Below are 22,891 nucleotides of genomic sequence, written 5' to 3' on the forward strand. Positions count from 1 at the left end.
CTGAGCGTTACGCCGACTTCACGTCCAGCACCAGAAGCTGCGCGCCGTCGGCCACCTGATCGCCCACCGCATACAACACTTCCGACACCGTTCCCGCGGCCGGCGCGCCGATCGTATGCTCCATCTTCATTGCTTCCATCACGATCAGCGGTGTGCCCTTCTCCACCACCGTGCCCGGTTCGACCAGCACCGCGATCACCTTGCCCGGCATCGGCGCGGTCAGACGGCCTTCGCCGCCTTCCGCATCCGCGGCATGCGCGAGCAGGTTCTGCCACTCGAACGCCAGCGTTTCGCCGAGGCAGAACACGTGGAACGTATCGCCATCCACGAACACGCGGCCGGTTGCCCGCGCGTCGCCGATAGTCGCGCGAAACTCATGCTCGCCCGCGCCGGCCGACCAGCTGAAGCCTTCGCGCACGCCGTCGTGTTCCAGCGTTTGCGTGTCGCCGTCGCGAGCGAAAGTGACGATGAACGCGCTTTCGTCGTCGAGATTGCGCCAGCCGAGCGTCTGCGTGTAGCCGCTATTCAGCCGCCAATGCGACAACGCGTCCCACGGCGACGCGCCATGGGCGGTGCCGCCTTCGCGCGTCAGCAGCGCGGCGCAAGCGAGCGCCAGCGCTTCCTTGAATGGCTTCTTCACCAGCGCGAACAACGCATCGTGATGACGCTCGATCAAGCCGGTATCGAGATCGCCCGTGGCGAATGGCTCGCTCGTGACAATGCGCTGCAGAAACTCGACGTTGGTATGCGGGCCGACCACCTCGCACGCATGCAGCGCGCGGCTCATGCGCGCCAGCGCTTCCTCGCGCGTGGCGCCATGCACGATCAGCTTGGCGATCATCGGATCGTAGAACGGCGTGATGGTGTCGCCTTCGCGCACGCCGCTGTCGATCCGCACCGGTGCCTTGCGTCCCGCCTCGCCCATGCCGATCACGAACTCCACGCCTTCCGGCATGCGCAGATGCCTGAGCGTACCCGTGGACGGCAAAAAGCCGCGCGCCGGATGTTCCGCGTAGATTCGCGCTTCGATCGCGTGGCCGTCGAGCTTGAGTTGTTCCTGCGTGAGCGGCAGCGGTTCGTCGCCCGCGACGCGCAGTTGCCATTCCACCAGGTCTTGCCCCGTCACCATTTCGGTCACCGGATGCTCGACCTGCAGGCGCGTGTTCATTTCCATGAAGTAGAAATCGCCGCTGGCGGTCATGATGAACTCGACCGTGCCCGCGCCGACGTAATTCACCGCGCGCGCCGCGGCCACGGCCGCCTCGCCCATTTCGCGTTTGATTTCAGCGGACAAACCGGGCGCCGGCGCTTCTTCCAGCACCTTCTGGTGACGCCGTTGCACTGAGCAATCGCGATCGAACAGATACACCGCGCCGCCGTGGCGATCCGCGAACACCTGCACTTCCACGTGACGCGGCCGCGTCAGATACTTTTCGATCAGCACGCGATCGTTGCCGAAGCTGCTCGCGGCCTCGCGCTTGCACGACGCCAATGCCGCCACGAAATCCTCGCTGCGTTCGACCACGCGCATACCCTTGCCGCCGCCGCCGGCGCTCGCCTTCAGCAGCATCGGGTAGCCGATCGCATCCGCCTCACGGTGCAACAACGGCGGATCCTGATCGTCGCCGTGATAGCCCGGCACGAGCGGCACAGCCGCTGCATGCATCAGCGCCTTCGCGGCGGCCTTCGAGCCCATCGCGGCAATCGCCGCGACCGGCGGTCCGATGAAGACGATGCCGGCCGCCTCGCACTGCTGCGCGAAGTCTTCGTTTTCCGACAGGAAGCCGTAGCCCGGATGCACCGCTTGCGCACCGGTGGCGCGCGCGGCTTCGATAATGCGCTCGACGCGCAGATAGCTTTCTTTCGCGCTCGATCCGCCGATATGCACCGCCTCATCGCAGGCGGCTACGTGTTTCGCGTTGGCGTCCGCATCGGAATAGACCGCCACGCTCGCGATGCCGAGCCGCTTGCAGGTCGCGGCGACGCGGCACGCAATCTCGCCGCGGTTGGCTATCAGGATCTTGTTGAACATGAAATGTCTCGATGAAGTGTGCCGTGGTTCGGGGCTGTTGTTCTGGTCAGAACCGTGCGGCGCCCTGGAGAAGATGCGGCGCTCACGGGTTCGTGCTGTTTCAATCGCGCCAGGACGGCGTGCGTTTTTCGAGGAACGACGCGACGCCTTCGCGGCCTTCCGCGCCGGCCCGCGTGCGCGCGATGCGCGCCGCCGTGTCTTCGATCAGCGCGTCGTTCAACTCGCGGCCCGCGATGTCCTGGACGAGCTGCTTGCACGCGCGCACCGCCTGCGGTCCGTTCGCGCAGAGCGTGCCGGCGATCTGCTGCACGGTCGCGTCCAGTTGCTCCGCGCTCACCGCTTCGCTGACCAGACCGAGGCGCAACGCCGTCGCGCAATCGAACTGCTCGGCAGTCGTGAAGTAGCGCCGCGACGCCTGCTCGCCCAACGCGCGAATCACGTACGGCGCGATGGTCGCGGGAATCAGGCCGAGACGCGCTTCGGACAGACAGAAACGCGCGCTCTCCACCGCCACCACGATATCGCACGCCGAAATCAGGCCCATGCCGCCCGCGTACGCGTCGCCGTTCACACGCGCGATCACCGGCTTGTTGCAGCGATAGATCGACGCCAGCATGTTCGCCAGCAGCATCGCGTCGGCGCGGTTCTCGTCGTCCGAGTAACCGGCCATTTTCTTCATCCAGTTCAGGTCGGCGCCCGCGCAGAAGGCCTTGCCGTTCGCGGCGAGCACCACCGCGCGCACGTCGTCGCGCGTGTTCAGCGACGTGAAGGCCGAGGTGATCTCGGCAATCATCGTTTCGTTGAACGCGTTGCGCACGTCCGGGCGATTCAGCGTGACCGTGGCGATCTGGGCGGACACTTCAAGCGTCAGCGTTTCGTATTGCATCGTGGCTCCTGCGCGGGGTTGCGTGACTGTGCTGTGCGCGCGTCACATTCTGAACACGCCGAAACGCGTTTCTTCGATCGGCGCGTTCATGCTGGCGGACAGACCGAGACCGAGCACGTCGCGCGTTTGCGCCGGATCGATCACGCCGTCGTCCCACAGCCGCGCGCTCGCGTAGTACGGGTGGCCCTGATGTTCGTACTGGTCGCGAATCGGCTGCTTGAACGCTTCCTCTTCTTCGGCGCTCCATGCGCCGCCCTTGCCTTCGATGCCGTCGCGCTTGACCGTGGCCAGCACCGACGCCGCCTGCTCGCCGCCCATCACCGAGATGCGCGCGTTCGGCCACATCCACAGGAAGCGCGGCGAATACGCACGACCGCACATGCCGTAATTGCCCGCGCCGAACGACCCGCCGATGATCACCGTGAACTTCGGCACCTTCGCCGTAGCCACGGCCGTCACCATCTTCGCGCCGTTACGCGCGATGCCTTCGTTTTCGTATTTGCGGCCCACCATGAAACCGGTGATGTTCTGCAGGAACACCAGCGGAATCTTGCGCTGGCAGCACAGTTCGATAAAGTGCGCGCCCTTGAGCGCCGACTCGGAAAACAGAATGCCGTTGTTCGCGATGATGCCGACCGGGTGCCCCCAGATATGCGCGAAACCGCAGACGAGCGTGGTGCCGTAGCGTGCCTTGAATTCATCGAAAGCGGAGTCGTCGACGATCCGCGCGATCACTTCGCGGATATCGAACGGCTTGCGTGTATCCACCGGAATCACGCCGTACAGGCTCTTCACGTCGTAGCGCGGCGGCTTCGGTTCCTGCAACGCGACCGGCACCTGCTTCACGCGATTCAGATTGCCGACGATGCTGCGCGCGATCCCCAGCGCATGCGCGTCGTTCTGCGCGAGATGATCGACCACGCCGGAGAGACGCGTATGCACGTCGCCGCCGCCGAGGTCTTCCGCGCTCACCACTTCACCGGTAGCGGCTTTCACGAGCGGCGGGCCGCCGAGAAAAATCGTGCCCTGATTCTTGACGATGATCGACTCGTCGCTCATGGCCGGCACATACGCACCGCCCGCCGTGCACGAGCCCATCACCACGGCGATCTGCGGAATGCCTGCCGCCGACAGATTCGCCTGGTTGAAGAAGATGCGGCCGAAGTGATCGCGATCGGGGAATACGTCGTCCTGATTCGGCAGATTCGCGCCGCCGGAGTCGACCAGATACACGCACGGCAGATGATTTTCCGCGGCGACTTCCTGCGCCCGCACGTGCTTTTTCACGGTGACGGGATAGTACGTGCCGCCTTTGACCGTTGCGTCGTTACAGACGATCACACACTCCTGCCCCGCGACCCGGCCGATGCCGGTGATCACGCCCGCGCCCGGCGCGTCGTTGTTGTACATCTCGTACGCGGCGAGTTGCGAGAACTCGAGAAACGGCGTGCCCGGATCGAGCAGTTGCGCAATGCGCTCGCGCGGCAGCAGTTTGCCGCGGCCCGTGTGTTTGTCGCGCGCGGCCTGGCCGCCGCCCAGCGCGAGCTTTTCGATCTTCGCGCGAAGATCGGCGACCAGCGCTTCGAGCGCCGCCGAGTTGGCGCGGAAGTCGTCCGAGCGCGGATTCAGCTTTGATTCGATGATCGGCATTGCGAGTCTTCTCCAGTTGCCGCGAAAGATGGGCTAGCGCTTACGCCGTCTCGGCAAACAGCTCACGGCCAATCAACATGCGGCGGATTTCGCTCGTGCCCGCGCCGATTTCATAGAGCTTCGCGTCGCGCCACAAACGGCCGACCGGATACTCGTTGATATAGCCGTTGCCGCCGAGAATCTGGATCGCCTCGCCGGCCATCCACGTGGCTTTTTCAGCGGTGTAGAGAATCACGCCGGCGCAATCCTTGCGCATCTGGCGCACGTGTTCGGCGCCGAGCGTGTCGAGTTGACGGCCCACCGCGTACAGATACGCGCGACACGCCTGCAACGTGGTGTACAGATCGGCCACCTTGCCCTGAATCAACTGGAATTCGCCGATGGATTGACCGAACTGCTTGCGGTCGTGGATATACGGCACGACCGCGTCCATGACCGCGACCATGATGCCGGTCGGGCCGCCCGCGAGCACCGCGCGTTCGTAGTCGAGGCCGCTCATCAGCACCTTCACGCCGCCGTTGAGCTGACCGAGAATATTTTCTTCCGGCACTTCGACGTTCTCGAACACGAGTTCGCCGGTGTGCGAGCCGCGCATGCCGAGCTTGTCGAGCTTCTGCGCGACCGAGAAACCCTTCATGCCCTTCTCGACGATAAACGCGGTAATCCCACGCGAATTCGCTTCGGGATCGGTCTTGGCGTAGACGACCAGCGTGTCGCAATCGGGGCCGTTGGTAATCCACATCTTGGTGCCGTTCAGCACGTAGTGGTCGCCCTTCTTTTCCGCACGCAGCTTCATGCTGACCACGTCCGAGCCGGCGTTCGGCTCGCTCATGGCGAGTGCGCCGACGTGTTCGCCGGAGACCAGCCTGGGCAGGTATTTCTCTTTTTGCGCGGTGGTGCCGTTGCGGTGAATCTGGTTGACGCACAGATTCGAATGCGCGCCGTACGACAAACCGACCGACGCCGACGCCCGCGAGATTTCTTCCATTGCGATCATGTGGGCGGTGTAGCCCATGTTCGCGCCGCCGTATTCTTCCGAGACCGTCATGCCCAGCACGCCCAGATCGCCGAATTTACGCCACAGGTCCATGGGAAACTGGTCCGTGCGATCAATTTCCGCTGCGCGCGGAGCGATTTCTTTGGCAGCGAATCCCGCGATGCTGTCACGCAGCATTTCGATTTCTTCGCCGAGCGGGAATTGCAAACCGGGCAGGTTGCGCATTGCGGTGTCTCCAGAGTTCGTTGGCGGCCGGGCAGCCAGGTCAGGCTGCCGGCGGATCCGAGTGCGGCTCGGCGGACGGCGGCGGCCTTGTGAGCCGCCCCAGTCGTCACGCACGAGGCGCGAAACGTTCAAGCCGCATTTCACGCTAGATTGACGTAAGCGTCAATAGGTATTTTTGAGTGTCACTCAGAAATCATCCGGAGCGCATCCGAAGCGGGCATGGCGTGATAGCATCGGCATAGACAGGCTGATCCGGCCTGCGTTCCGGCCGTGCTTCCGGCCGCTTCCGCCTCCCAAATCTGAACTTGACTCATATGACGGTTGCCCTGAAGGCCGAGTTACCCGCCTCGCGCCGCCAGCCGGCCGGGCGCAAGTCGCAGCAGCGCGTGAAGGAGATTCTTCAGGCGGGGCGCGACGTGTTCTCGGAGAAAGGCTACGAGCGCGCCACGACCGCGGAGATCGCGCAACGCCTCGGCATTTCCGAGGCGACCGTGTTCAGCTACTTTCGCGGCAAGCGCGAGCTGTGCGCGCGGGTGATCGGCGACTGGTACGACGAGATCATCGAGGCGATCGAATCCGGCCTGCCGCGCGACGGCAACGTGCGTCAGCAGTTCGCGTTCATCGTGCGTACGCATTTACGGCTGATGCTGGTGAACGGCACCGATCTGTGCGCGCTGGTGCTGTCCGAAGGGCGCGCGCGGCATCACGAGTTGAGCGAGGCGCTCACCGAGTTGCAGCGCCGCTATACCGCCCCGTTGATGCGCGTCCTCGCGCAGGGCCAGGAGAGCGGACAGATTCGCGCCGACATGCCGTTGCGCCTGCTGCGTTCGATGGTGTTCGGGCCGATGGAACACGTACTGTGGGACGCCACGCTGGCGAACCGGCATATCGACATCGACGCGACCGCCGATCAGTTGATCGACGTGTTGTGGGCCGCGCTCACACCGCCGGACCTGGCGGTTAGCGCGTTGCAGCAGTTCCGGGTGGAAGTGGCGGAGGCGAACCGGCGGTTCGAGGCGGCGGCGAAAAAACGCTAATCTACGGCTTCCGAGTTGAAGCCTGAAGGAGCGTCCACGTGCCTGAAGCAAAACCCGCAAAGCCCGCAACGCCGGCCAAGGCAGCCAAGCCGGCAAAAACCGCTAAACCCGCAAGCCCTGCCACGCCCGACAAAGCCGCCAAAGCCTCTAAAACCACCCCGGTCGCCAACATCCGCGTCGGCATCGGCGGCTGGACCTACGCGCCGTGGCGCGGGCCGTTCTACCCCTCGGATCTCACGCAAAGCCGCGAACTCGACTACGCGAGCCGGCACCTCACGTCGATTGAAATCAACGGCACGTTTTATGGTTTGCAAAAGCCGTCGAGCTACGAGAAGTGGTATCAGGAAACCCCGGACGATTTCGTTTTTTCGCTCAAAGCCCCGCGTTACGCGACCAATCGCAAAGTACTCGCGGACGCCAGCGAAACGATCGAGCGTTTCCTTGCGAGCGGCGTGCTGCTGCTCAAACAGAAACTCGGCCCGATCAACTGGCAATTCGCGACGACCAAGAAGTTCGATCCCGAAGACTTCGAAGCCTTTCTGAAACTGCTGCCGGCGAGCATTGAAGGACAATCGCTGCGCCACGCCATCGAGGTCCGCAACGACAGCTTCAAGACGCCGGAATTCATCGCGCTCGCCCGGCAATACAAAGTCGCCATCGTGCTGGCCGGCGACAGCGATTACCCGCAGATCGCGGACCTGACCGCGCCGTTCGTGTACGCCCGCATCATGGGCACCACCGACAAACACGCCAAAGGCTACGCCACGAAAACGCTCGACGCCTGGGCCGAACGCGCACGTCAACTTGCTGCGGGCACGACGCCCGACGATCTGGAAACCTCCGCCGAACCGCCATCGAAACTCGCCGCCCGCGACGTCTATCTCTACGTGATCAGCGGCTTCAAGGAACGCAATCCGGCCGCCGCCATGGCGCTGATCGAACGGCTCTGAGCGGCCTGCCCTGGCCCGTGCCTTAGCCGCGTCCTCGCCAGCATGCTGGCCGTCATGCGCGAGTGTCATAATCCCGGCAGCGAATCCGCCCCCCCCACTCACATACACAGGCCGTGAGGCTGTCGCCTCACCCGGTCCGGGAGAATATCTTGAGCGCCCTCGACAATCCCCTGCACGATCAGGAAGTCGGCTCGGCCGACGCCACCCAGGACACCACGCGAATCGACGACACGCGCATCGGCGCGGTCCGTCCGCTGATTTCCCCCGCGCTGCTGCAAGACGAATTGCCGGTGCCGCCTTCGGTGCAGACGCTCGTCGAAAAGACCCGCGCGGAAATCGCCGACATTCTGCATGGCCGCGACGACCGGCTCGTGCTGATCGTCGGTCCGTGTTCGATTCACGACCACGATCAGGCCATCGAATACGCCCGCAAGCTGAAGCACGCCGCCGAGTCGTACAAGGACGATCTGCTGATCGTGATGCGCGTCTACTTTGAAAAACCGCGCACCACGGTAGGCTGGAAAGGCTATATCAATGACCCGCGTCTGGACGGCAGCTTCCGCATCAACGAAGGCCTGCGTCTCGCGCGGCAACTGCTGCTCGACATCAACGGTCTCGGCTTGCCGACGGCCACCGAGTTTCTCGATCTGCTGAGTCCGCAATACATTGCCGATCTGATCGCGTGGGGCGCGATCGGCGCGCGCACGACGGAGAGCCAGAGTCATCGGCAACTCGCTTCGGGCTTAAGCTGCCCGATCGGTTTCAAGAATGGTACGGACGGCGGCGTGCAGATCGCCGCGGACGCGATCGTCGCCGCGCGCGCGAGCCACGCGTTCATGGGCATGACGAAAATGGGCATGGCCGCGATCTTCGAAACCCGCGGCAACGACGACGCGCATGTGATCTTGCGCGGCGGCAAGCAGGGACCGAATTACGACAGCGCGTCGGTGGACGCGACTTGCGTTGCGCTCAAATCAGCCGGCCTGCGCGAGCAGGTGATGATCGACTGTTCGCACGCAAACTCCGGCAAATCGCATTTGCGTCAACTGGATGTGGTGGAAAATCTGGCGCAACAATTGACGCAGCATGACCGCCGCATTATCGGCGTGATGCTGGAAAGTCATCTGGAAGAAGGCCGTCAGGATCTGAAAGCCGGGGTGCCGCTGCGTTACGGCGTGTCGATCACGGATGCGTGCGTGAGCTGGACGCAAACCGAACCGGTGCTGGAAACATTGGCCGCCGCCACCCGCAAGCGTCGCGCGGGCTGACGACCGGGACTAACAACACGGGCTGACGACAAAAACCCACGCGCCGCACCAGCCACCGATGGTTGATCTCACCGAGGGTTGGGCAGCGCGTGATTCCTCACGCCCGATGTTTCGCTAGTCACGCGCAAAGACTGCGCGCGCGCAAAACTCCGGCGCGAAGCGCGTTGCATTACGACGCGTTGACAGCTTCCTTGAAAGCCTTGCCTGCGGTGAACTTCACCGTCTTGGCCGCTGCGATCTGGATCTCAGCGCCCGTCGACGGATTGCGGCCCACGCGAGCTGCGCGCGCGCCGGTCGAGAAAGAACCGAAACCGACCAGTTGCACCGTATCGCCACCCACCACGGCTTTGGTCACCGCTTCGACGATTGCGTCGATGGTTTGGCCGGTGGCCGCTTTGCTTTCGCCCGTCGCTGCGGCGACTGCATCAATCAGTTCCTGTTTGTTCATAGCACTTCCCGTATGGTAATCATGGAACCGGCGCCACATCTGTTGCGCCGGGACCGACACACTAACGCATAGGCGCATATTCGCGCAAACCTTGGGTGTAAGCCTTGTATCACCCGCCCAGCGGCAATTTGACGATTTTTTTTGGCAAAGTGCCATAAGAATCGTGCGCTTACGTGATTCTCGCGTCCGGCAAGCGTTAAATCCGAATCACAATCCGTTGCAATTTCAGTGCTTTAGCGCGACACAAGCCGATGTCGACGGGCTTTTTTACTATGTTATGGTGGATCGCCTGAAACACGGCCAGAACCGGTGGCAGCGCCCGGTAGTAAAGAATTCGGGAGAATAAAAAAATGAAATTTCGCCATATTGCAACATCCGCACGGCTCGTCCTGGCGCCCTGCGGGGCCGCTGCGGCCGCCGCAAGCGGTTGCGCGAGCCTCGTTACGGCTACCGGTTCGACGTCGCTGGACTCAATCAATATGCATTAATCGACGGGCGGCACAATTGACATATCGCCCGTTTTCGGCAGGTCGGAGTTACCGCACCGGATTTATTTCTGCGTTAATCACCCTCAAGCTTGCCCCAGTCCTGCCGATATACAAAGCTGCGTTGGCGGCGCAAACGTTAAAAGGACGGGCATGGTTCGACTAGCCAGATTGAGGGAGGCGCTATCTGTCGCGGAAGGCGACCCGGAGCTCGTGCGTTCGCAGCTTCAGGCGTTCGGTCGACAGATCCCGTTGCTCTATTTCATCCTGCTGGTCAACACCATGGCCGTCGCGATCACTCATGTGAATTGCGCGCCGGCCTGGCTGTCCATCTATGCTCCGACCGCCCTCTGCGCGCTGTGCGTGATTCGTTGCGTGCGCTGGTGGCGCGCCCGCCACCGCGTGCTGACTCACGACAAAGCCGTGCCCGAGTTACGCAAGCTGATCTGGCTGTCGAGCATTTTCGGCATTGCGTTCAGCACCTGGTCGCTGCTGCTGTTTCCGTACGGCACCGCATATGAACAGGCGCACGTCGCGTTCTATATCGCGACCACCGTGATGGGCGGTGTGTTCTGCCTGATGCATCTGCGCGCGGCGGCTTTGCTCGTGTTGTCGATCGTGATCCTAAGCTTCGCGACTTTCATGGTGTTCACCGGCTCGCCCGTGTTCATCGCGATGGCGATCGACATGACGCTCGTCGGCATTGCCCTCGCGTTTATCGTCGAGCAGTATTACCGCACGTTTACCGGTGTGGTTCACGCGCAGAGCGAATTGCTGGCAAGCCAGCAGAAAACCCAGCGTTTGAGCGACGACAATTTCCGGCTCGCGAGCATCGACAGTCTGACCGACCTGCCCAACCGGCGCAGCTTCTTCGCGTCGTTGCGCGCGCTGTCCGAACAGGCGCTTGGCAGCGGCGGCGGTGGCTTCAATGTGGGGCTGATCGATCTCGACGGCTTCAAGCAGGTCAACGATATCTACGGCCACGCGAGCGGCGATCTCGTGCTGCAGGAAGTGGGCGTGCGTCTGCTGGCGCTGGCCGAACCCGGCATCTTCTTCGCGCGGCTCGGTGGCGACGAATTCGGCGTGCTCGCGCAGCACAAGCAGTCGAACGAAACACTGGTCGAATTGGGGCAGCGCATTTGCGACGCGCTGAGCCAGCCATACCGGGTGGCCGGCAATGTCGCGGAACTGTCGGGCACGATCGGCTGGGCCGCGTTTCCCGAAGCCGGCACCACGGTCGCGCAGGTATTCGAACGCGCCGACGCGGCGCTGTACGTCGGCAAGGAAAGTCGTCGCGGCACGCCGGTGATTTTCTCCACCGAACATGAAACGCGGATTCGCCGTTCGAGTCTCGTGACGCAGGAACTCCGCCACGCGGATCTCGACGCGGAACTGTTTCTGGAGTTTCAGCCGATCTACGACGTGATCTCGCAGCGCACGATCGGTCTCGAAGCGTTGGGACGCTGGCACAACGCGCGGCTCGGCGCGGTCAAGCCGGAGGAATTCATCCGGATCGCCGAGCGCACCGAACTGATTTTGCGCATCACCGAAGTGCTGTTGCACAAAGCACTCGACGAAGCCGCGCGCTGGCCCGCCGAGCTTTATCTGTCGTTCAACCTGTCCGCGATCGACATCTGCACGTCGGCGCGCGCGCGCCGTCTGATCGACATCGTGCAGGCGAGCGGCGTGCCGCCGCACCGCGTGTCGTTCGAAATTACGGAAACGGCCGTGACGCGCGATTTCGAACAGGCCCGCGCCTCGCTGACCATGATCAAGAAAGCCGGTTGCCGTGTGTCACTGGATGACTTCGGCACGGGGTATTCGAGCCTGAGCTATGTGCACCGGCTGCCGTTCGATACGATCAAGATCGACCGTAGTTTCATGACGGATGTGGATACGAACAGCGCGTCCAAAAAGATCGTCAAGTCGGTGCTCGATTTGTGCCGCAATCTTGGGCTCGAATGTGTCGTGGAAGGATTGGAGACGTCGTCGCAAGCGGCCGTCGTGACCGCGCTCGGCGCGCGCGCCGTGCAGGGCTATCTGTTCAGCCGGCCGATGCGGGCGAGCGCCATCGCCGCTTATTTGCAGACGGCGCTCGGACAGGGTTATGCGGTTGAGGGACAGGCGTAGTTAAGTTGTGCGCCTGGCGGCCGCGGCTGAACGGCGGCTGCGGCTGAACGGCCGCGACTACGCATCTTGCAGCCTGACCCGAACCGCGGCTAACCCGGCGGCGCCGGATAGTCCAGCTTCGGATACCAATCGCTTCCCCGTCCGCCCGGCGTCATATCGAGCACGGTCCAGATCGGCATCACATCGGGCGCGCCGCGCGGGTCCTGTCCGGGATCGGCGGTCGACGGTCCCATCTCCTCCGCCCAGAAGTGCCGCACCGTGCCATCCGCGGCGCGCGTGAACACGTTGAACGCCGGGTTGTCGTCGCCCGCGGGATCTTCCGCCGCGTAGTCGCGATTGAAGGTGTTGCCGCCCGACGACGCCAGCCGCAAGTGCCGCCAGCCCCGCTCTTTCTTGAACGCGACGAGCTTCTCGATCGGCGCGCGGCCGATCACGACGAACGCCACGCGCTGCAGGATGTCGGGCATTTCGCCGTCGTATGCGCTCAGCAGCGACGTGCACATCGGACAAGGCCGCGTGCGCTGCGGACCGAACATCCAGTTATAAGTGACGAGCGTGTCGTGCGCGCCGAACAGGCCGGATAAGGTCACCGGCCCCGCTTCACCGTCGAAGCGATAGTCCTCCGGTACGATGCCGCCTGGCGGCAGCGCGCGGCGCTGCGCGGCGACCCGTTCGATATGGCGTCGCAGCTCGATTTCTTCGGCGAGTAAATCGTTGCGCGCACTACGATAGGCCGCGCTCTCGTTCGGAAAGCGCGGCGGCGAATCGGCCAGCAGGCGCGCCGGCTTCAGTGTCTGTGCGGATGTGTTTGCTTCGGTCATCAGCTATCTCCCATGCACGATCGTTGCGGTTGCGGGAAAGGATCAGAGGTGAGTTACAAAGAGCAAACGACCCGGTTTGACTTTACTTCTCGCTCAAATCACGGCGCCGTCATTGACTCGCCCCCTATCCACACGACGAACAACGCGACAGCAAATCGACAACCCCAGTCCATTTTTTGCATTCCATCAGCTTTAACGTTGCCCTCTCCGGCACGAGCTGTCGACGCATCGCGCCAGGCGCCCAACAACCGGCCGCCCCCCGCAAGGTATCCTTCTGCCCAGAAACAGCCCGCGCGCCCGCTGCGCAACGGCACTGCCACGGCGCGCCACACGCCGTCCTGAGAGGATGCATCATGCCGCTTCGTCTGCCGCCTCTGCCGGCGCTTCGCCTGTTCGAAGCCGCCGGCAGGCATCAAAGTTTCAAGCTCGCCGCCGCCGAGCTGCACGTCACGCCGAGCGCGGTGAGTCATGGCATCGTCGGGCTGGAAGAAGCGCTCGGTGTCCAGTTGTTCGTGCGCGAACCGCGCGGCATTTCGCTGACCGCGACGGGCGCGGACTATCTGTCCTACGTGTCCGAGGCGTTCTCGCTGATCGCGATCGGCACGCAGCGTCTGCCGAACCATCGCGCGAATCGTCCGATCGCGCTGAGCTGCGCGCCGACCTTCGCGTCGCGCTGGCTGCTGCCGCGCCTCGCCCATTTTCGCGCGCATTGGCCGAATGTAAATGTGAGCGTCGACACCTCGCATCGGCAGGTGGGTTTCCCCGTCGACGGTTTCGATTTCGCGGTCCGCATGAGCCGTTCGCCGGTTGCCGGCGCGGCGTGGACGCGGCTGTTCGGCGAGCGCCTCGTGCCGGTATGCAGCCCCGCGTACCTGGAGAATCTGCGCGACGCGCACGGCCATCTCGACCTGCGACGCGCGACGTTGATTCACGTGAACGCCGCGAGCGAAGACTGGCAAGCGTGGCTCGACGCGACCGGTGCGGACGATATCGAAACCGCCGATGGCTTACGCGTCGACACGATTCAACTCGCGTTCGAAGCCGCCGGCATGAGCCTTGGCGTCGCACTCGGACGCCGGCCGCTGGTGGATAGCGATCTCGCTAGCGGGGCGCTGGTCGAAGCCCGAGCGGAAACGATCGCGTCGGACACAGCCTATTGGCTGGTCAGCGCGGAAAACGCGGAACGTCGCCCGGAGTTGCTTGATTTCAGACGCTGGCTGGTCAGCGAGGCGCAACAGTTCGACGCGCAATCCGAAGCCGCCTGATACCAGCCACGAACCACGCCGCAAACGAACAAGTGAGCCCCACTCACCTGTCATCAAAATCTTTTCTTTTGCCGCTTCTGATGCTCGCTGCGACCATGGGGTCGAAGGAGATCAGAACCATGTCCACGACCCACAGCAAACGCTACGCCCCCGTCTTCAACCCGACGACTCTCGTGATCCTCGCCGGCGCGCTCGTGCTGAGCGCGGCGATGGGCATCCGCCAGACCTTCGGGCTCTTCATCGGGCCATTCTCGTTCGACCGCGGCCTGCCCGTCACGCAAATCGCGTTCGCCATCGCGCTGCACAACCTGGTGTGGGGTTTCGCCCAACCCTTCGCGGGCGCCGCCGCGGATCGTTACGGCTCGACGCCCGTGGTCGCATTCGGCGCGACGACATTCGCCGCGGGTCTGGCGTTCGCCGCGGTCGCACCGAGCGGCGCGATGCTGATCATCGGTATGGGATTGCTGGTCGGCATTGGTGTGAGTTGCACGACCTTCGGCGTGGTATTGCCGGCGGTGAGTCGCATCGCCACGCCGGAAAAACGCAGCATGGCGATGGGCCTGGTCAGCGCCGGCGGTTCTGCGGGCCAGGTGTTGATGGTGCCGCTCGCGCAAGGCGTGCGGCTCAGTTGGGGCATCGCCGCGTCGCTGTTCGTGCTGGCCTTTCTGATGCTGCTGGTCGCCCCGCTCGGCATGGTGCTCGACCGTCGCCAACGCACTGGCATGCCGGTGCGGGAAACAGCCGCCGAACCGCTGCGCAAGGTGCTGGGTCTCGCGGTCCGGCATCGGGGATACCGGCTGTTGACGCTCGGTTTCTTCACCTGCGGATTTCAGCTCGCGTTCATCGCCACGCATTTGCCCGAGTATCTGACGCTCTGTCATATGCCCGTCGGTCTCGGCGCGACCGCGCTCGCGTTGATCGGCCTGTTCAATATGGCGGGCAGTTGGGCATGCGGCTGGCTGGGCGGACGCTACCGTCAGCATCATGTGCTCGGCTGGCTGTATCTGATCCGCAGCGCGACGATCGGCACGTTCTTCGCGCTGCCGAAAACGTCCACGTCGGTGATCGTCTTCGCGGCGGTGATGGGCCTGACCTGGCTCGGCACCGTGCCGCTCACCAGCGGACTGGTCGCGAAAGTGTTCGGCACGCGGCATCTCGGCAGCCTGTTCGGCGTCTGCTTTCTGAGCCATCAGATGGGCTCGTTTCTCGGCGCGTGGCTCGGTGGCCTGGTGTTCGATCTGACCGGCTCGTATTCGCTGCTGTGGGAAGCCACCGTCGCGGCCGGACTGTTCGCCGCGATCCTGCACTTCCCGATCGACGACGCCACGGTCAACGCGCCCACGTTGCGCGCCGAACCGGCTAGCGCGTGAGCGGGCGGAGGAAAAGCGGACGGCTGCGGCTGCGGCTACAGCTACAGCTACAGCTACAGCTACAGCTACAGGCTTACAGCTACGGCTAAAGCTACGGCATGGCCGCGGTCGGCGCGCGGAGGACGGCCCGCGCTACGCCGTCGTCTTCTGCCCCGCCGCTTTCGGCACGCGCCCCATCAAAAAGAACTCATCATTCGGCCGCATGGAAATCACATTCGCCATGCGGTTCGACAGACCGAAAAACGCCGTGATCGCGGCAATATCCCAGATGTCTTCGTCGGTGAAGCCCTGCTCGCGCAGCGCCTGAAAGTCGCTTTCGTCGACGCTGCCTGACGCGCGGCACACCTTCAGCGCGAAATCGAGCATCGCTTTCTGGCGCGCGCTGATATCCGCCTTGCGGTGATTCACGGCGACCTGATCCGCCAGCAAAGGCGATTTTTCGTAAATGCGCAGAATCGCGCCATGCGCGACCACGCAATACAGGCACTCGTTCACCGCGCTGGTGGCGACCACGATCATCTCGCGCTCGCCTTTGGTGAGGCCGCCCTCCTTCAGCATCAACGCGTCGTGATAGGCGAAGAAAGCGCGGAATTCGTCCGGCCGATGCGCGAGCGTCAGGAACACGTTCGGCACGAAACCCGCTTTCTCCTGCACCTCGAGGATGCGCGCGCGGATATCGTCCGGCCAGTCGTTCGGTTCGGGCACGGGATAGCGGCTGATCGGGCTGGCTTGGGTCATGGCATGTCTCCGTTGTATTCGCGTGGTATTCGCGTGGTATTCGCTTACCTACGGCGACGATTCTAGCAACCGCCGTTCGCCCCGTCGCGCACGCCGCGTCGGGCAAGCTCGCAGCACCCTTTTCCCGCCTGTGCTTAAATCGGCCTTTGCCGTGCCGTGCCATGTCCGCGTAACGACCGAGCGGGTACACTGCACGCCGTCGTGCGGGAACGGAACCTGCGCGGCGGGTCACGGCGCGCCGCCAGGGCGTGGCCGGTTACACCTTCCTTAATGCATTCCGAGGAGCGCGGTTGTGTGGCATTTTCCAGTGGCGATTCCACCCTCGCTCGGCGTTTGGGCCGTTTTCATGAGCGTGCTCGTCACGCAGCTCGGCCTGCCGGTTCCGGCCGCGCCGATGCTGATTCTCGGCGGCACGATGGCGGCCATGGGACAGACCTCGTATGCGAGCGTCGTGTTCGCCGCCGTGGCCGCCACGCTGATCGCCGATTCGCTCTGGTTCTTCACCGGCCGCGCCTACGGCCGGCGTCTGCTGAACTATCTGGTGCGCTTCTCGCTGTCGCTCGATACCACGGTGCGGGTCGCGCGCAACACGTATGAACGGCACGGCGCGCCGATCCTCACGGTCGCCAAGTTCCTGCCGGGGCTCGGCCTGATTTCCGCGCCGCTGCTCGGCACGACCGCGATCAACGTCAGCGTCTTTCTGCTGTGGGACCTGATCGGCGCGACGCTGTGGGCGAGCGTATGGGTGATCGGCGGCGCGGCGCTGCACGACCAGATCGTGCAACTGATGCTGCTCGTGCGGCAGAACGGCGGCACGATCGTCGACGCGTTCGCGGCGATCTTCGTCGCCGCGCTGCTCTATCGCTGGGTACGCCGTCTGCAATTTCGCCGCTGGCTCGCGCACACGCGCATCTCGCCGGATCAGCTCGACGAATTGATGAAGTCGAATGAGCCGCCGCTGATTTTCGACGCCAGACCGCACAGCGTGCGCGAGAAGGAATCGCACCGGATTGCCGGCGCCCTGCCGCTGGATCTCGACTCGCCCGAGCCGATTCGTCCCGAACTGCTGAAGCGGCCGATTGTCGTCTACTGCGTGTGTCCGAACGAAGCGACCGCCAAGCGGATCGTCAACCAGTTGCATCGCAAGAATATCCACCATATTCGCGCGCTCAAGGGCGGCCTCGACGCGTGGGAAAAGCGCGGCTATCCCGTGGAACCGCTGCCGCACGATTTCTATACTGCGAAGGCTCATCTGATCGAAGATGAAGGCAACGAGGGCGAATATACGGTGCGCGCAAGACTCGCGGACTAAGCGGCCGTTCGCCATGTCGCCGCGCTAAGAATCCCCTTGCGCCCATCACACAATGTGTGCAACATGCATATATGCACGTTGCACACATTGAGGTATCCCCATGACGCAGCGCACAGAAAACCTGCTCGGCGTGCTCGCCCTGCTGGTCACCGACGAGATGAACGCACCGCCCGACGCGGCGGCGCTCGCTGGCCCCACCGCGCGCGCCATGCTCAACGCGATCGGCCAATATCCGGACTCATCGATTGAAGTACTGCGCGAGGCGGTCGATCTGTCGCATCCCGCCGCCGTGCGCGCCGTGGCAGGATTGGTCGACGCGGGCCTCGTCGAGAAAAACGCCGGAGCGGACAAACGCGCCGTCGCCCTTTCCTTGACCGCGGACGGCAAACGCGAGGTCAAACGCCTGCGCACGGCGCGCGACAGGATGCTGCAACGCGTGGTCGGGCGGCTCGACGACCGCGAGCGCGACGTGCTGGAAAACCTGCTGATCAAGATTCTCTATAGCGAGACACGCGACCCCGCGCACGCCATGCAGTTGTGCCGCCTGTGCGACGACGGGCCGTGCCTGAAGGCCGGCTGTCCGGTGGAATGCCGCGAACAGGGCCTGCCGATGCCCGAACGGAGCGGTGCATGACTGCCCCCGCGCCCACGGTGCGCTGGTCGGCGATCGCCGCGCTGACCGCCGTGTCGGCGTTGGCGCAGATCGGCCAGTTCGGCATCGGCTTCATGGTGCTGCCCGTCTGGCTCGCGCAGCGCGGCCTGGATGCGCCGCGCGCCGGCCTGTTCTCGGCTGCGCAATGGGCCGGCATGCTGGGCGGTTTGTTGCTGGCGCCGTGGCTCATTGCGCGCATCGGCGCAAAGCGCACCGTGTCGCTCGGGCTCGCGGCCACACTCGTTGCGTTCGCCACCGTCGGCGAGTTGGGGTGGCCGCTGTGGCTCGTGCCCGGACTGCTGACCGGGCTCGGCATCGGCTTGCGCTGGATCGCCAACGAAACCTGGCTCTATCGCCTCGTGCCGCCGGCATCGAGCGGACGTGTGGTCGGCGTGCATGAGGCGCTGATCGCCACGGCCGGTGTCGTCGGTCCCGCGTTGGCCGCCTGGTGCGCGGTCGACGAACGCGTCATCTTCGCGGCCGGCGCGGCCTTCACGGCCGCTGCGGCGCTGCCGCTGTGGCTGACCGCATCGGACGACAAACGGCCTGCTGGCGAGCCGTTAAAGCCCGCACAAAGCGACCGGCGCGTGCCGATCGGTCCACTGGTCAGCCTCGGCATGGTGGTCGTCGCGGCCGGCGGCATCGGCGACGGCGCGCTGTACGGCCTGTTTCCCCTGTTCGCCCACGCGCACGGTCTCTCTTCCACGCAAACGGCAACGCTGCTGATGCTGTTCGGCGTCGGCGGCATGGCGCTGCAATTTCCGGTGGGCTGGTTCGCGGATCGTGCCGGGCTCGCCGCCGCCGTAATCGTCTGCGCGGCGCTCAGCACGCTGGCGATCTGCGGGTTCGCGACCGCCGCGCCGGCATCGGCGCTTGCAGCCGCGAGCGCGGTGCTGCTCGGCGGCATGAACAGTTCGTACATCACGCTTGGGATGGTCGCGGCAGCCTGCGGCGAAAAGGCCGCGTTGACGCGCAATATGCGGTTGGTGTCGCTCACATTCACCGCGAGTTCGATCGTCGGCCCGCTCGCCGCGGGATTCGCAATGAAAGCGCGCGGCAGCGACATGCTGATGTGGCAACTCGCGCTGATGAGCGGCGCGCTGGCGGTCTACACGCTGGGTTTACGCGAAGGCCGGCGCCAGCCTGGTCGATCTTCATCGATGGGCTAACGCCGGGCTTATCGCAACAACAACGCCTACGCGACGCGTGCGGCGCCTACTTTGCGCTGCCGCCACAAACACAGCAGATCGCAGGCGATATGCGCGGCGGCGATCGCCGTGATTTCGCTCTGGTCGTAAGCGGGCGCCACTTCCACGACGTCCGCGCCCACCAGATTCAACGCGCCGAGTCCGCGCACGATGGCCAGCCCCTGCGCCGACGACAATCCGCCCGCCACCGGCGTGCCCGTGCCCGGCGCGAACGCGGGGTCCAGACAGTCGATATCGAAGGTCAGATACGCAGGCCGTTCGCCGACAATCGACGTGATCCGCTCCACCGCCGCGCGCGTGCCGTGTTCGTGAACCCATGCGGCGTCGAGCAGATTGATGCCCATGAAATCATCGTTCCACGTCCGAATGCCGACCTGCACCGAGGTCTTCGGATCGATCAGACCGTCCTTCACCGCCTTGTAGAACATCGAGCCGTGATTCAGGCTGTCGGGACTGTCGTCGGCCCAGGTATCGCAGTGCGCGTCGAAATGAATCAGCGAAAGCGGCTTGCCGTACTTCTCCGCGTGCGCGATCAGCAGCGGATAGGTGATGTAATGATCGCCGCCGAGCGTCAGCATCTTCGCGTCGGAACGCAGAATCGTGCGCGCATGCTCGACGATCGATTGCTTGATCGTCAGCGGGTTGTGCGCGTCGAACCAGCAATCGCCGTAATCAGTCACGGCGAGATCGTCGAACGGATTGAAACCCCACGGATACGGATGCAGCTCCGACAACTGCACACTGGCCGCACGCACCGCCGCGGGACCGAGCCGCGCGCCCGAGCGGAACGTGGTGGCCAGATCGAGCGGCACGCCGGAAACGACAACGTCGACGCCGTCGAGTTCGCGGGTGTACTTGCGGCGCATGAAAGACAACACACCCGCATAGGTGTTTTCGATCGACGAGCCATAAAGCGACGAACGGCGGATTGCGCCGTCGCCATAGACGAGTTCAGTCATGGATGACCTGACACCTGATAAACATACCGGCGCCACGCGCGAAGCTTCCCGTTGTGCGCGCAACCGCCGGCTTCGGATTCATTGGGAACGCGGCGGCGTGCCTCACACGCACGCCGCCGCGCTGGCTTGCGAATCCTTTAGCGCAGCCGCACCAGCGTGGACTTCAGCTCGGTGTACTTCTCCAACGCGTGCAACGACTTGTCGCGGCCGTTGCCCGATTGCTTGTAACCGCCAAACGGGAAATTCATATCGCCGCCTTCGTCGTAGCAATTGACCCACACCGTGCCCGCGCGCAGTTTGCGCGACACTTCATGCGCGGTCGTGAGATTCGACGTCCAGACCGCGGCGGCCAGACCGTACTCGCTGTCGTTGGCGATCTTGATCGCCTCTTCGACCGTGTCGAACGTGATCACCGACAACACCGGCCCGAAGATTTCCTCGCGCGCCACCTTCGCACCCGTGGCCGGGATCTCGAAGATGGTCGGTTCGATATAGAAGCCGCCCGTCTCTTCCTTCACGCGCGCGCCGCCCAGCAGCAGCCTGGCTTCGGCACGGCCCGCTTCGATATAGCCGAGCACGCGCTCGAGTTGGACCTTGTCGACGATCGCGCCCATCGACGTTTTCGGATCGAGCGGATTGCCCGGCGTATAACTACGCGCCGCCGCGATCAGCTTGTCGAGGAACGCCTCCTTGATGTCGCGATGCACGAGCAGGCGCGAGCCCGCCGTACACATTTCGCCCATGTTGTAGAAGATCGCGCCGGCCGCCGCATTCGCCGCGCGGTCCATGTCCGGGCAATCCGGCATCACGATGTTCGGCGACTTGCCGCCGAGTTCGAGCCATACGCGCTTCAGGTTCGACTGGCCGGCGTACTGCATGATCAGCTTGCCGACATTCGTCGAGCCGGTGAACGCGAGACAGTCCACGTCCTGATGCAACGCGAGCAGCTTGCCCGGTTCGCCCGCGCCCGGCACGACGTTGAACACGCCGGCGGGAATGCCGGCGTCGAGTGCAAGTTGGGCGAGACGGATCGCCGTGAGCGGCGACTTCTCCGACGGTTTGAGCACCACGCTATTACCCGCGGCCAGCGCCGGGCCAAATTTCCACGACGCCATCAGGATCGGGAAATTCCACGGCACGACCGCCGCCACCACGCCGATCGCCTCGCGCGTGACCAGCCCGACCAGATGATGATCGGCCGGCGCGACTTCACCGCCCACCTTGTCGATCGCTTCGGCGAACCACTCGACGCAATACGCGGCGCCCGGCACGTCGACCGTGGTGGTGTCGGCGATCGGCTTGCCGGCGTCGAGCGTTTCGAGCAGCGCCAGTTCGTCGGCATGTTCGCGGATCGACGCGGCCCAGCGCAGCAATACCGCCTTGCGCTTGCGCGGATTCAACCCGGACCACACGCCCGAGTCGAACGCACGGCGCGCGGCGGCGACGGCCGCGTCGACGTCGGCCGCGCCGCTGTCGGCGACTTTCGCGAGCAGCTTGCCGTCGATCGGGCTCTGACAGTCGAACGTGCGCCCGCCTGCCGCGTCACGGTATTCGCCGTCGATAAACGCACGGCCTTCGATTGAAAGCGTAGCGGCTTTGTCTTGCCAGAAAGCGAGAGATTGCTTGTCCATCAGGATGCCTCAATGTTATGCGCTCGACGCAGACCGGCATCGACTTCATGCACGGTTGAACTGCGGCGTGGCGCGTTGGCGCGGAGTCTTCAGAACGTGGGCGGCGAATTGGCCGACACGACCTCGCAGAGATGCTCCGCGCTAGGATTGCGAAAACGGTGCGGCAAACGGCTTTCGAAGTAATAGCTGTCGCCGGGATCGAGCAGCCACGTAACGCCGTCCACCGTCAGTTCGAGTTGCCCGCGGACCACCACGCCGCCCTCGTGCCCCGCGTGCTCCAGCATTTCCGGCCCGGTGTCCGACAGCGGCTGATAGACCTCGCGCAGAATGCCCATGTTGCGGTCTTTGATGCTCGAGCCCGCCAGATAGAACTCGATCGACTCATTGCCGAGGTTCGGCATGTCCGCGCGGCGCGATACGACCGATCGTTCTACTTCCACCTCGAAGGTGAAGAACTCGGCGAGACTCATGGGTATGCATTCGAGCAATTTCTTTAGCGAGCCGACCGAGGGGCTTACACGGTTCTGCTCGATCAGCGAGATCGTGCCGTTGGTCACCCCCGCCCGTTTCGCGAGTTCACGCTGGGACAAGCCGTTCTTCTTGCGGATGTACTGCAGACGGGTTGCTACTTCTATGGACATCGCTAGGTTCTCTGACATGGAAGACGATCGGGGCGCGTGGACTCGGGCAACATGTGCCCGCGAGTGTTGAATATTCTAGTCACTTTAATCGTTGCGCCGCTGGGGAAAACCCTGAAAGGATTCCGAAATACGACTTGCGCAACGAATGTTCCCACCGGCTGGGATTCTAGCTAGCCCCCCGGGAAA

19 protein-coding genes are annotated in these 22,891 nt (G+C 64.0%); 9 read left to right on the top strand and 10 right to left on the bottom strand.

Features of this window, described 5'->3' with window-relative positions:
• Positions 1–7: 7 nt before the first annotated feature.
• The 4 genes from HWY05_RS02985 to HWY05_RS03000 all read right to left on the bottom strand — a co-directional run bounded on the left by HWY05_RS02985 (position 8) and on the right by HWY05_RS03000 (position 5,790).
• Positions 8–2,032 (bottom strand): acetyl/propionyl/methylcrotonyl-CoA carboxylase subunit alpha, encoded by a 2,025-nt coding sequence (locus HWY05_RS02985; protein WP_176057342.1) that lies wholly within the window; start codon positions 2,030–2,032, stop codon positions 8–10.
• 100 nt (positions 2,033–2,132) lie between these two features.
• Positions 2,133–2,918 (bottom strand): enoyl-CoA hydratase/isomerase family protein, encoded by a 786-nt coding sequence (locus tag HWY05_RS02990; protein WP_035558173.1) that lies wholly within the window; start codon positions 2,916–2,918, stop codon positions 2,133–2,135.
• Positions 2,919–2,960: 42 nt separating this feature from the next.
• Positions 2,961–4,568, bottom strand: coding sequence for a carboxyl transferase domain-containing protein (locus HWY05_RS02995; RefSeq protein ID WP_176057343.1), 1,608 nt, complete (start codon positions 4,566–4,568; stop codon positions 2,961–2,963).
• A gap of 40 nt (positions 4,569–4,608) precedes the next feature.
• Positions 4,609–5,790: an isovaleryl-CoA dehydrogenase gene (locus tag HWY05_RS03000; RefSeq protein WP_035558179.1), complete on the bottom strand. Its 1,182-nt coding sequence runs from the start codon at positions 5,788–5,790 to the stop codon at positions 4,609–4,611.
• Between the two features lie 314 nt (positions 5,791–6,104).
• Here HWY05_RS03000 and HWY05_RS03005 point away from each other — a divergent pair, with 314 nt between their 5' ends.
• The 3 genes from HWY05_RS03005 (at position 6,105) to HWY05_RS03015 (ending at position 9,045) form a co-directional block, all read left to right on the top strand.
• Positions 6,105–6,827: a TetR/AcrR family transcriptional regulator gene (locus HWY05_RS03005; RefSeq protein ID WP_035558182.1), complete on the top strand. Its 723-nt coding sequence runs from the start codon at positions 6,105–6,107 to the stop codon at positions 6,825–6,827.
• A 170-nt stretch (positions 6,828–6,997) separates the two neighbouring features.
• Positions 6,998–7,777: a DUF72 domain-containing protein gene (locus HWY05_RS03010; protein WP_244146524.1), complete on the top strand. Its 780-nt coding sequence runs from the start codon at positions 6,998–7,000 to the stop codon at positions 7,775–7,777.
• 149 nt (positions 7,778–7,926) lie between these two features.
• On the top strand, positions 7,927–9,045 hold the full coding sequence (locus tag HWY05_RS03015; RefSeq protein WP_176057345.1) for a 3-deoxy-7-phosphoheptulonate synthase: 1,119 nt from the start codon (positions 7,927–7,929) through the stop codon (positions 9,043–9,045).
• Positions 9,046–9,214: 169 nt separating this feature from the next.
• On the opposite strand, the gene HWY05_RS03020 is transcribed toward HWY05_RS03015, so the two are convergent.
• On the bottom strand, positions 9,215–9,493 hold the full coding sequence (locus tag HWY05_RS03020) for an HU family DNA-binding protein (protein WP_006049832.1): 279 nt from the start codon (positions 9,491–9,493) through the stop codon (positions 9,215–9,217).
• 638 nt (positions 9,494–10,131) lie between these two features.
• On the opposite strand from HWY05_RS03020, the gene HWY05_RS03025 reads away from it, so the two are divergent.
• Positions 10,132–12,108: an EAL domain-containing protein gene (locus HWY05_RS03025; RefSeq protein ID WP_176057346.1), complete on the top strand. Its 1,977-nt coding sequence runs from the start codon at positions 10,132–10,134 to the stop codon at positions 12,106–12,108.
• Between the two features lie 89 nt (positions 12,109–12,197).
• On the opposite strand, the gene HWY05_RS03030 is transcribed toward HWY05_RS03025, so the two are convergent.
• The gene (locus HWY05_RS03030; protein WP_176057347.1) at positions 12,198–12,929 is read right to left on the bottom strand and encodes a DUF899 family protein; all 732 of its coding nucleotides are present in this window, start codon (positions 12,927–12,929) and stop codon (positions 12,198–12,200) included.
• 353 nt (positions 12,930–13,282) lie between these two features.
• Between HWY05_RS03030 and HWY05_RS03035 the strand changes: the two genes are divergently transcribed.
• Both HWY05_RS03035 and HWY05_RS03040 read left to right on the top strand, forming a co-directional pair.
• Positions 13,283–14,194, top strand: coding sequence for a LysR substrate-binding domain-containing protein (locus HWY05_RS03035; protein ID WP_176057348.1), 912 nt, complete (start codon positions 13,283–13,285; stop codon positions 14,192–14,194).
• A 119-nt stretch (positions 14,195–14,313) separates the two neighbouring features.
• The gene (locus HWY05_RS03040; RefSeq protein WP_176057349.1) at positions 14,314–15,564 is read left to right on the top strand and encodes an MFS transporter; all 1,251 of its coding nucleotides are present in this window, start codon (positions 14,314–14,316) and stop codon (positions 15,562–15,564) included.
• Positions 15,565–15,696: 132 nt separating this feature from the next.
• Here HWY05_RS03040 and HWY05_RS03045 read toward each other — a convergent pair whose 3' ends face one another.
• Positions 15,697–16,302 carry a peroxidase-related enzyme gene (locus tag HWY05_RS03045; RefSeq protein ID WP_176057350.1) on the bottom strand — a complete coding sequence of 202 codons (606 nt, stop codon included), beginning with the start codon at positions 16,300–16,302 and terminating at the stop codon, positions 15,697–15,699.
• Positions 16,303–16,594: 292 nt separating this feature from the next.
• Between HWY05_RS03045 and HWY05_RS03050 the strand changes: the two genes are divergently transcribed.
• The 3 genes from HWY05_RS03050 (at position 16,595) to HWY05_RS03060 (ending at position 19,435) form a co-directional block, all read left to right on the top strand.
• Positions 16,595–17,614 (top strand): VTT domain-containing protein, encoded by a 1,020-nt coding sequence (locus HWY05_RS03050; protein ID WP_176057351.1) that lies wholly within the window; start codon positions 16,595–16,597, stop codon positions 17,612–17,614.
• A gap of 100 nt (positions 17,615–17,714) precedes the next feature.
• Entirely contained in the window at positions 17,715–18,248 is a 534-nt protein-coding gene (locus HWY05_RS03055; protein WP_176057352.1) for a MarR family winged helix-turn-helix transcriptional regulator, read from the top strand.
• Positions 18,245–19,435: an MFS transporter gene (locus HWY05_RS03060; RefSeq protein ID WP_176057353.1), complete on the top strand. Its 1,191-nt coding sequence runs from the start codon at positions 18,245–18,247 to the stop codon at positions 19,433–19,435. Before HWY05_RS03055 ends, HWY05_RS03060 begins: the two co-directional genes overlap by 4 nt.
• 26 nt (positions 19,436–19,461) lie before the next feature.
• Here the strand turns inward: HWY05_RS03060 and speB are convergent, their stop codons facing one another.
• From speB to HWY05_RS03075, 3 genes are all read right to left on the bottom strand, one after another.
• The gene (gene speB / locus HWY05_RS03065) at positions 19,462–20,433 is read right to left on the bottom strand and encodes an agmatinase (RefSeq protein ID WP_035558215.1); all 972 of its coding nucleotides are present in this window, start codon (positions 20,431–20,433) and stop codon (positions 19,462–19,464) included.
• A gap of 137 nt (positions 20,434–20,570) precedes the next feature.
• On the bottom strand, positions 20,571–22,064 hold the full coding sequence (locus HWY05_RS03070; RefSeq protein ID WP_035558218.1) for an aldehyde dehydrogenase: 1,494 nt from the start codon (positions 22,062–22,064) through the stop codon (positions 20,571–20,573).
• Positions 22,065–22,153: 89 nt separating this feature from the next.
• Positions 22,154–22,705, bottom strand: coding sequence for a cupin domain-containing protein (locus HWY05_RS03075; RefSeq protein WP_035558221.1), 552 nt, complete (start codon positions 22,703–22,705; stop codon positions 22,154–22,156).
• Positions 22,706–22,891 lie beyond the last annotated feature (186 nt).

This window comes from Paraburkholderia sp. BCC1876 (assembly GCF_902833695.1).
In the GTDB taxonomy this organism is placed as follows: domain Bacteria; phylum Pseudomonadota; class Gammaproteobacteria; order Burkholderiales; family Burkholderiaceae; genus Paraburkholderia.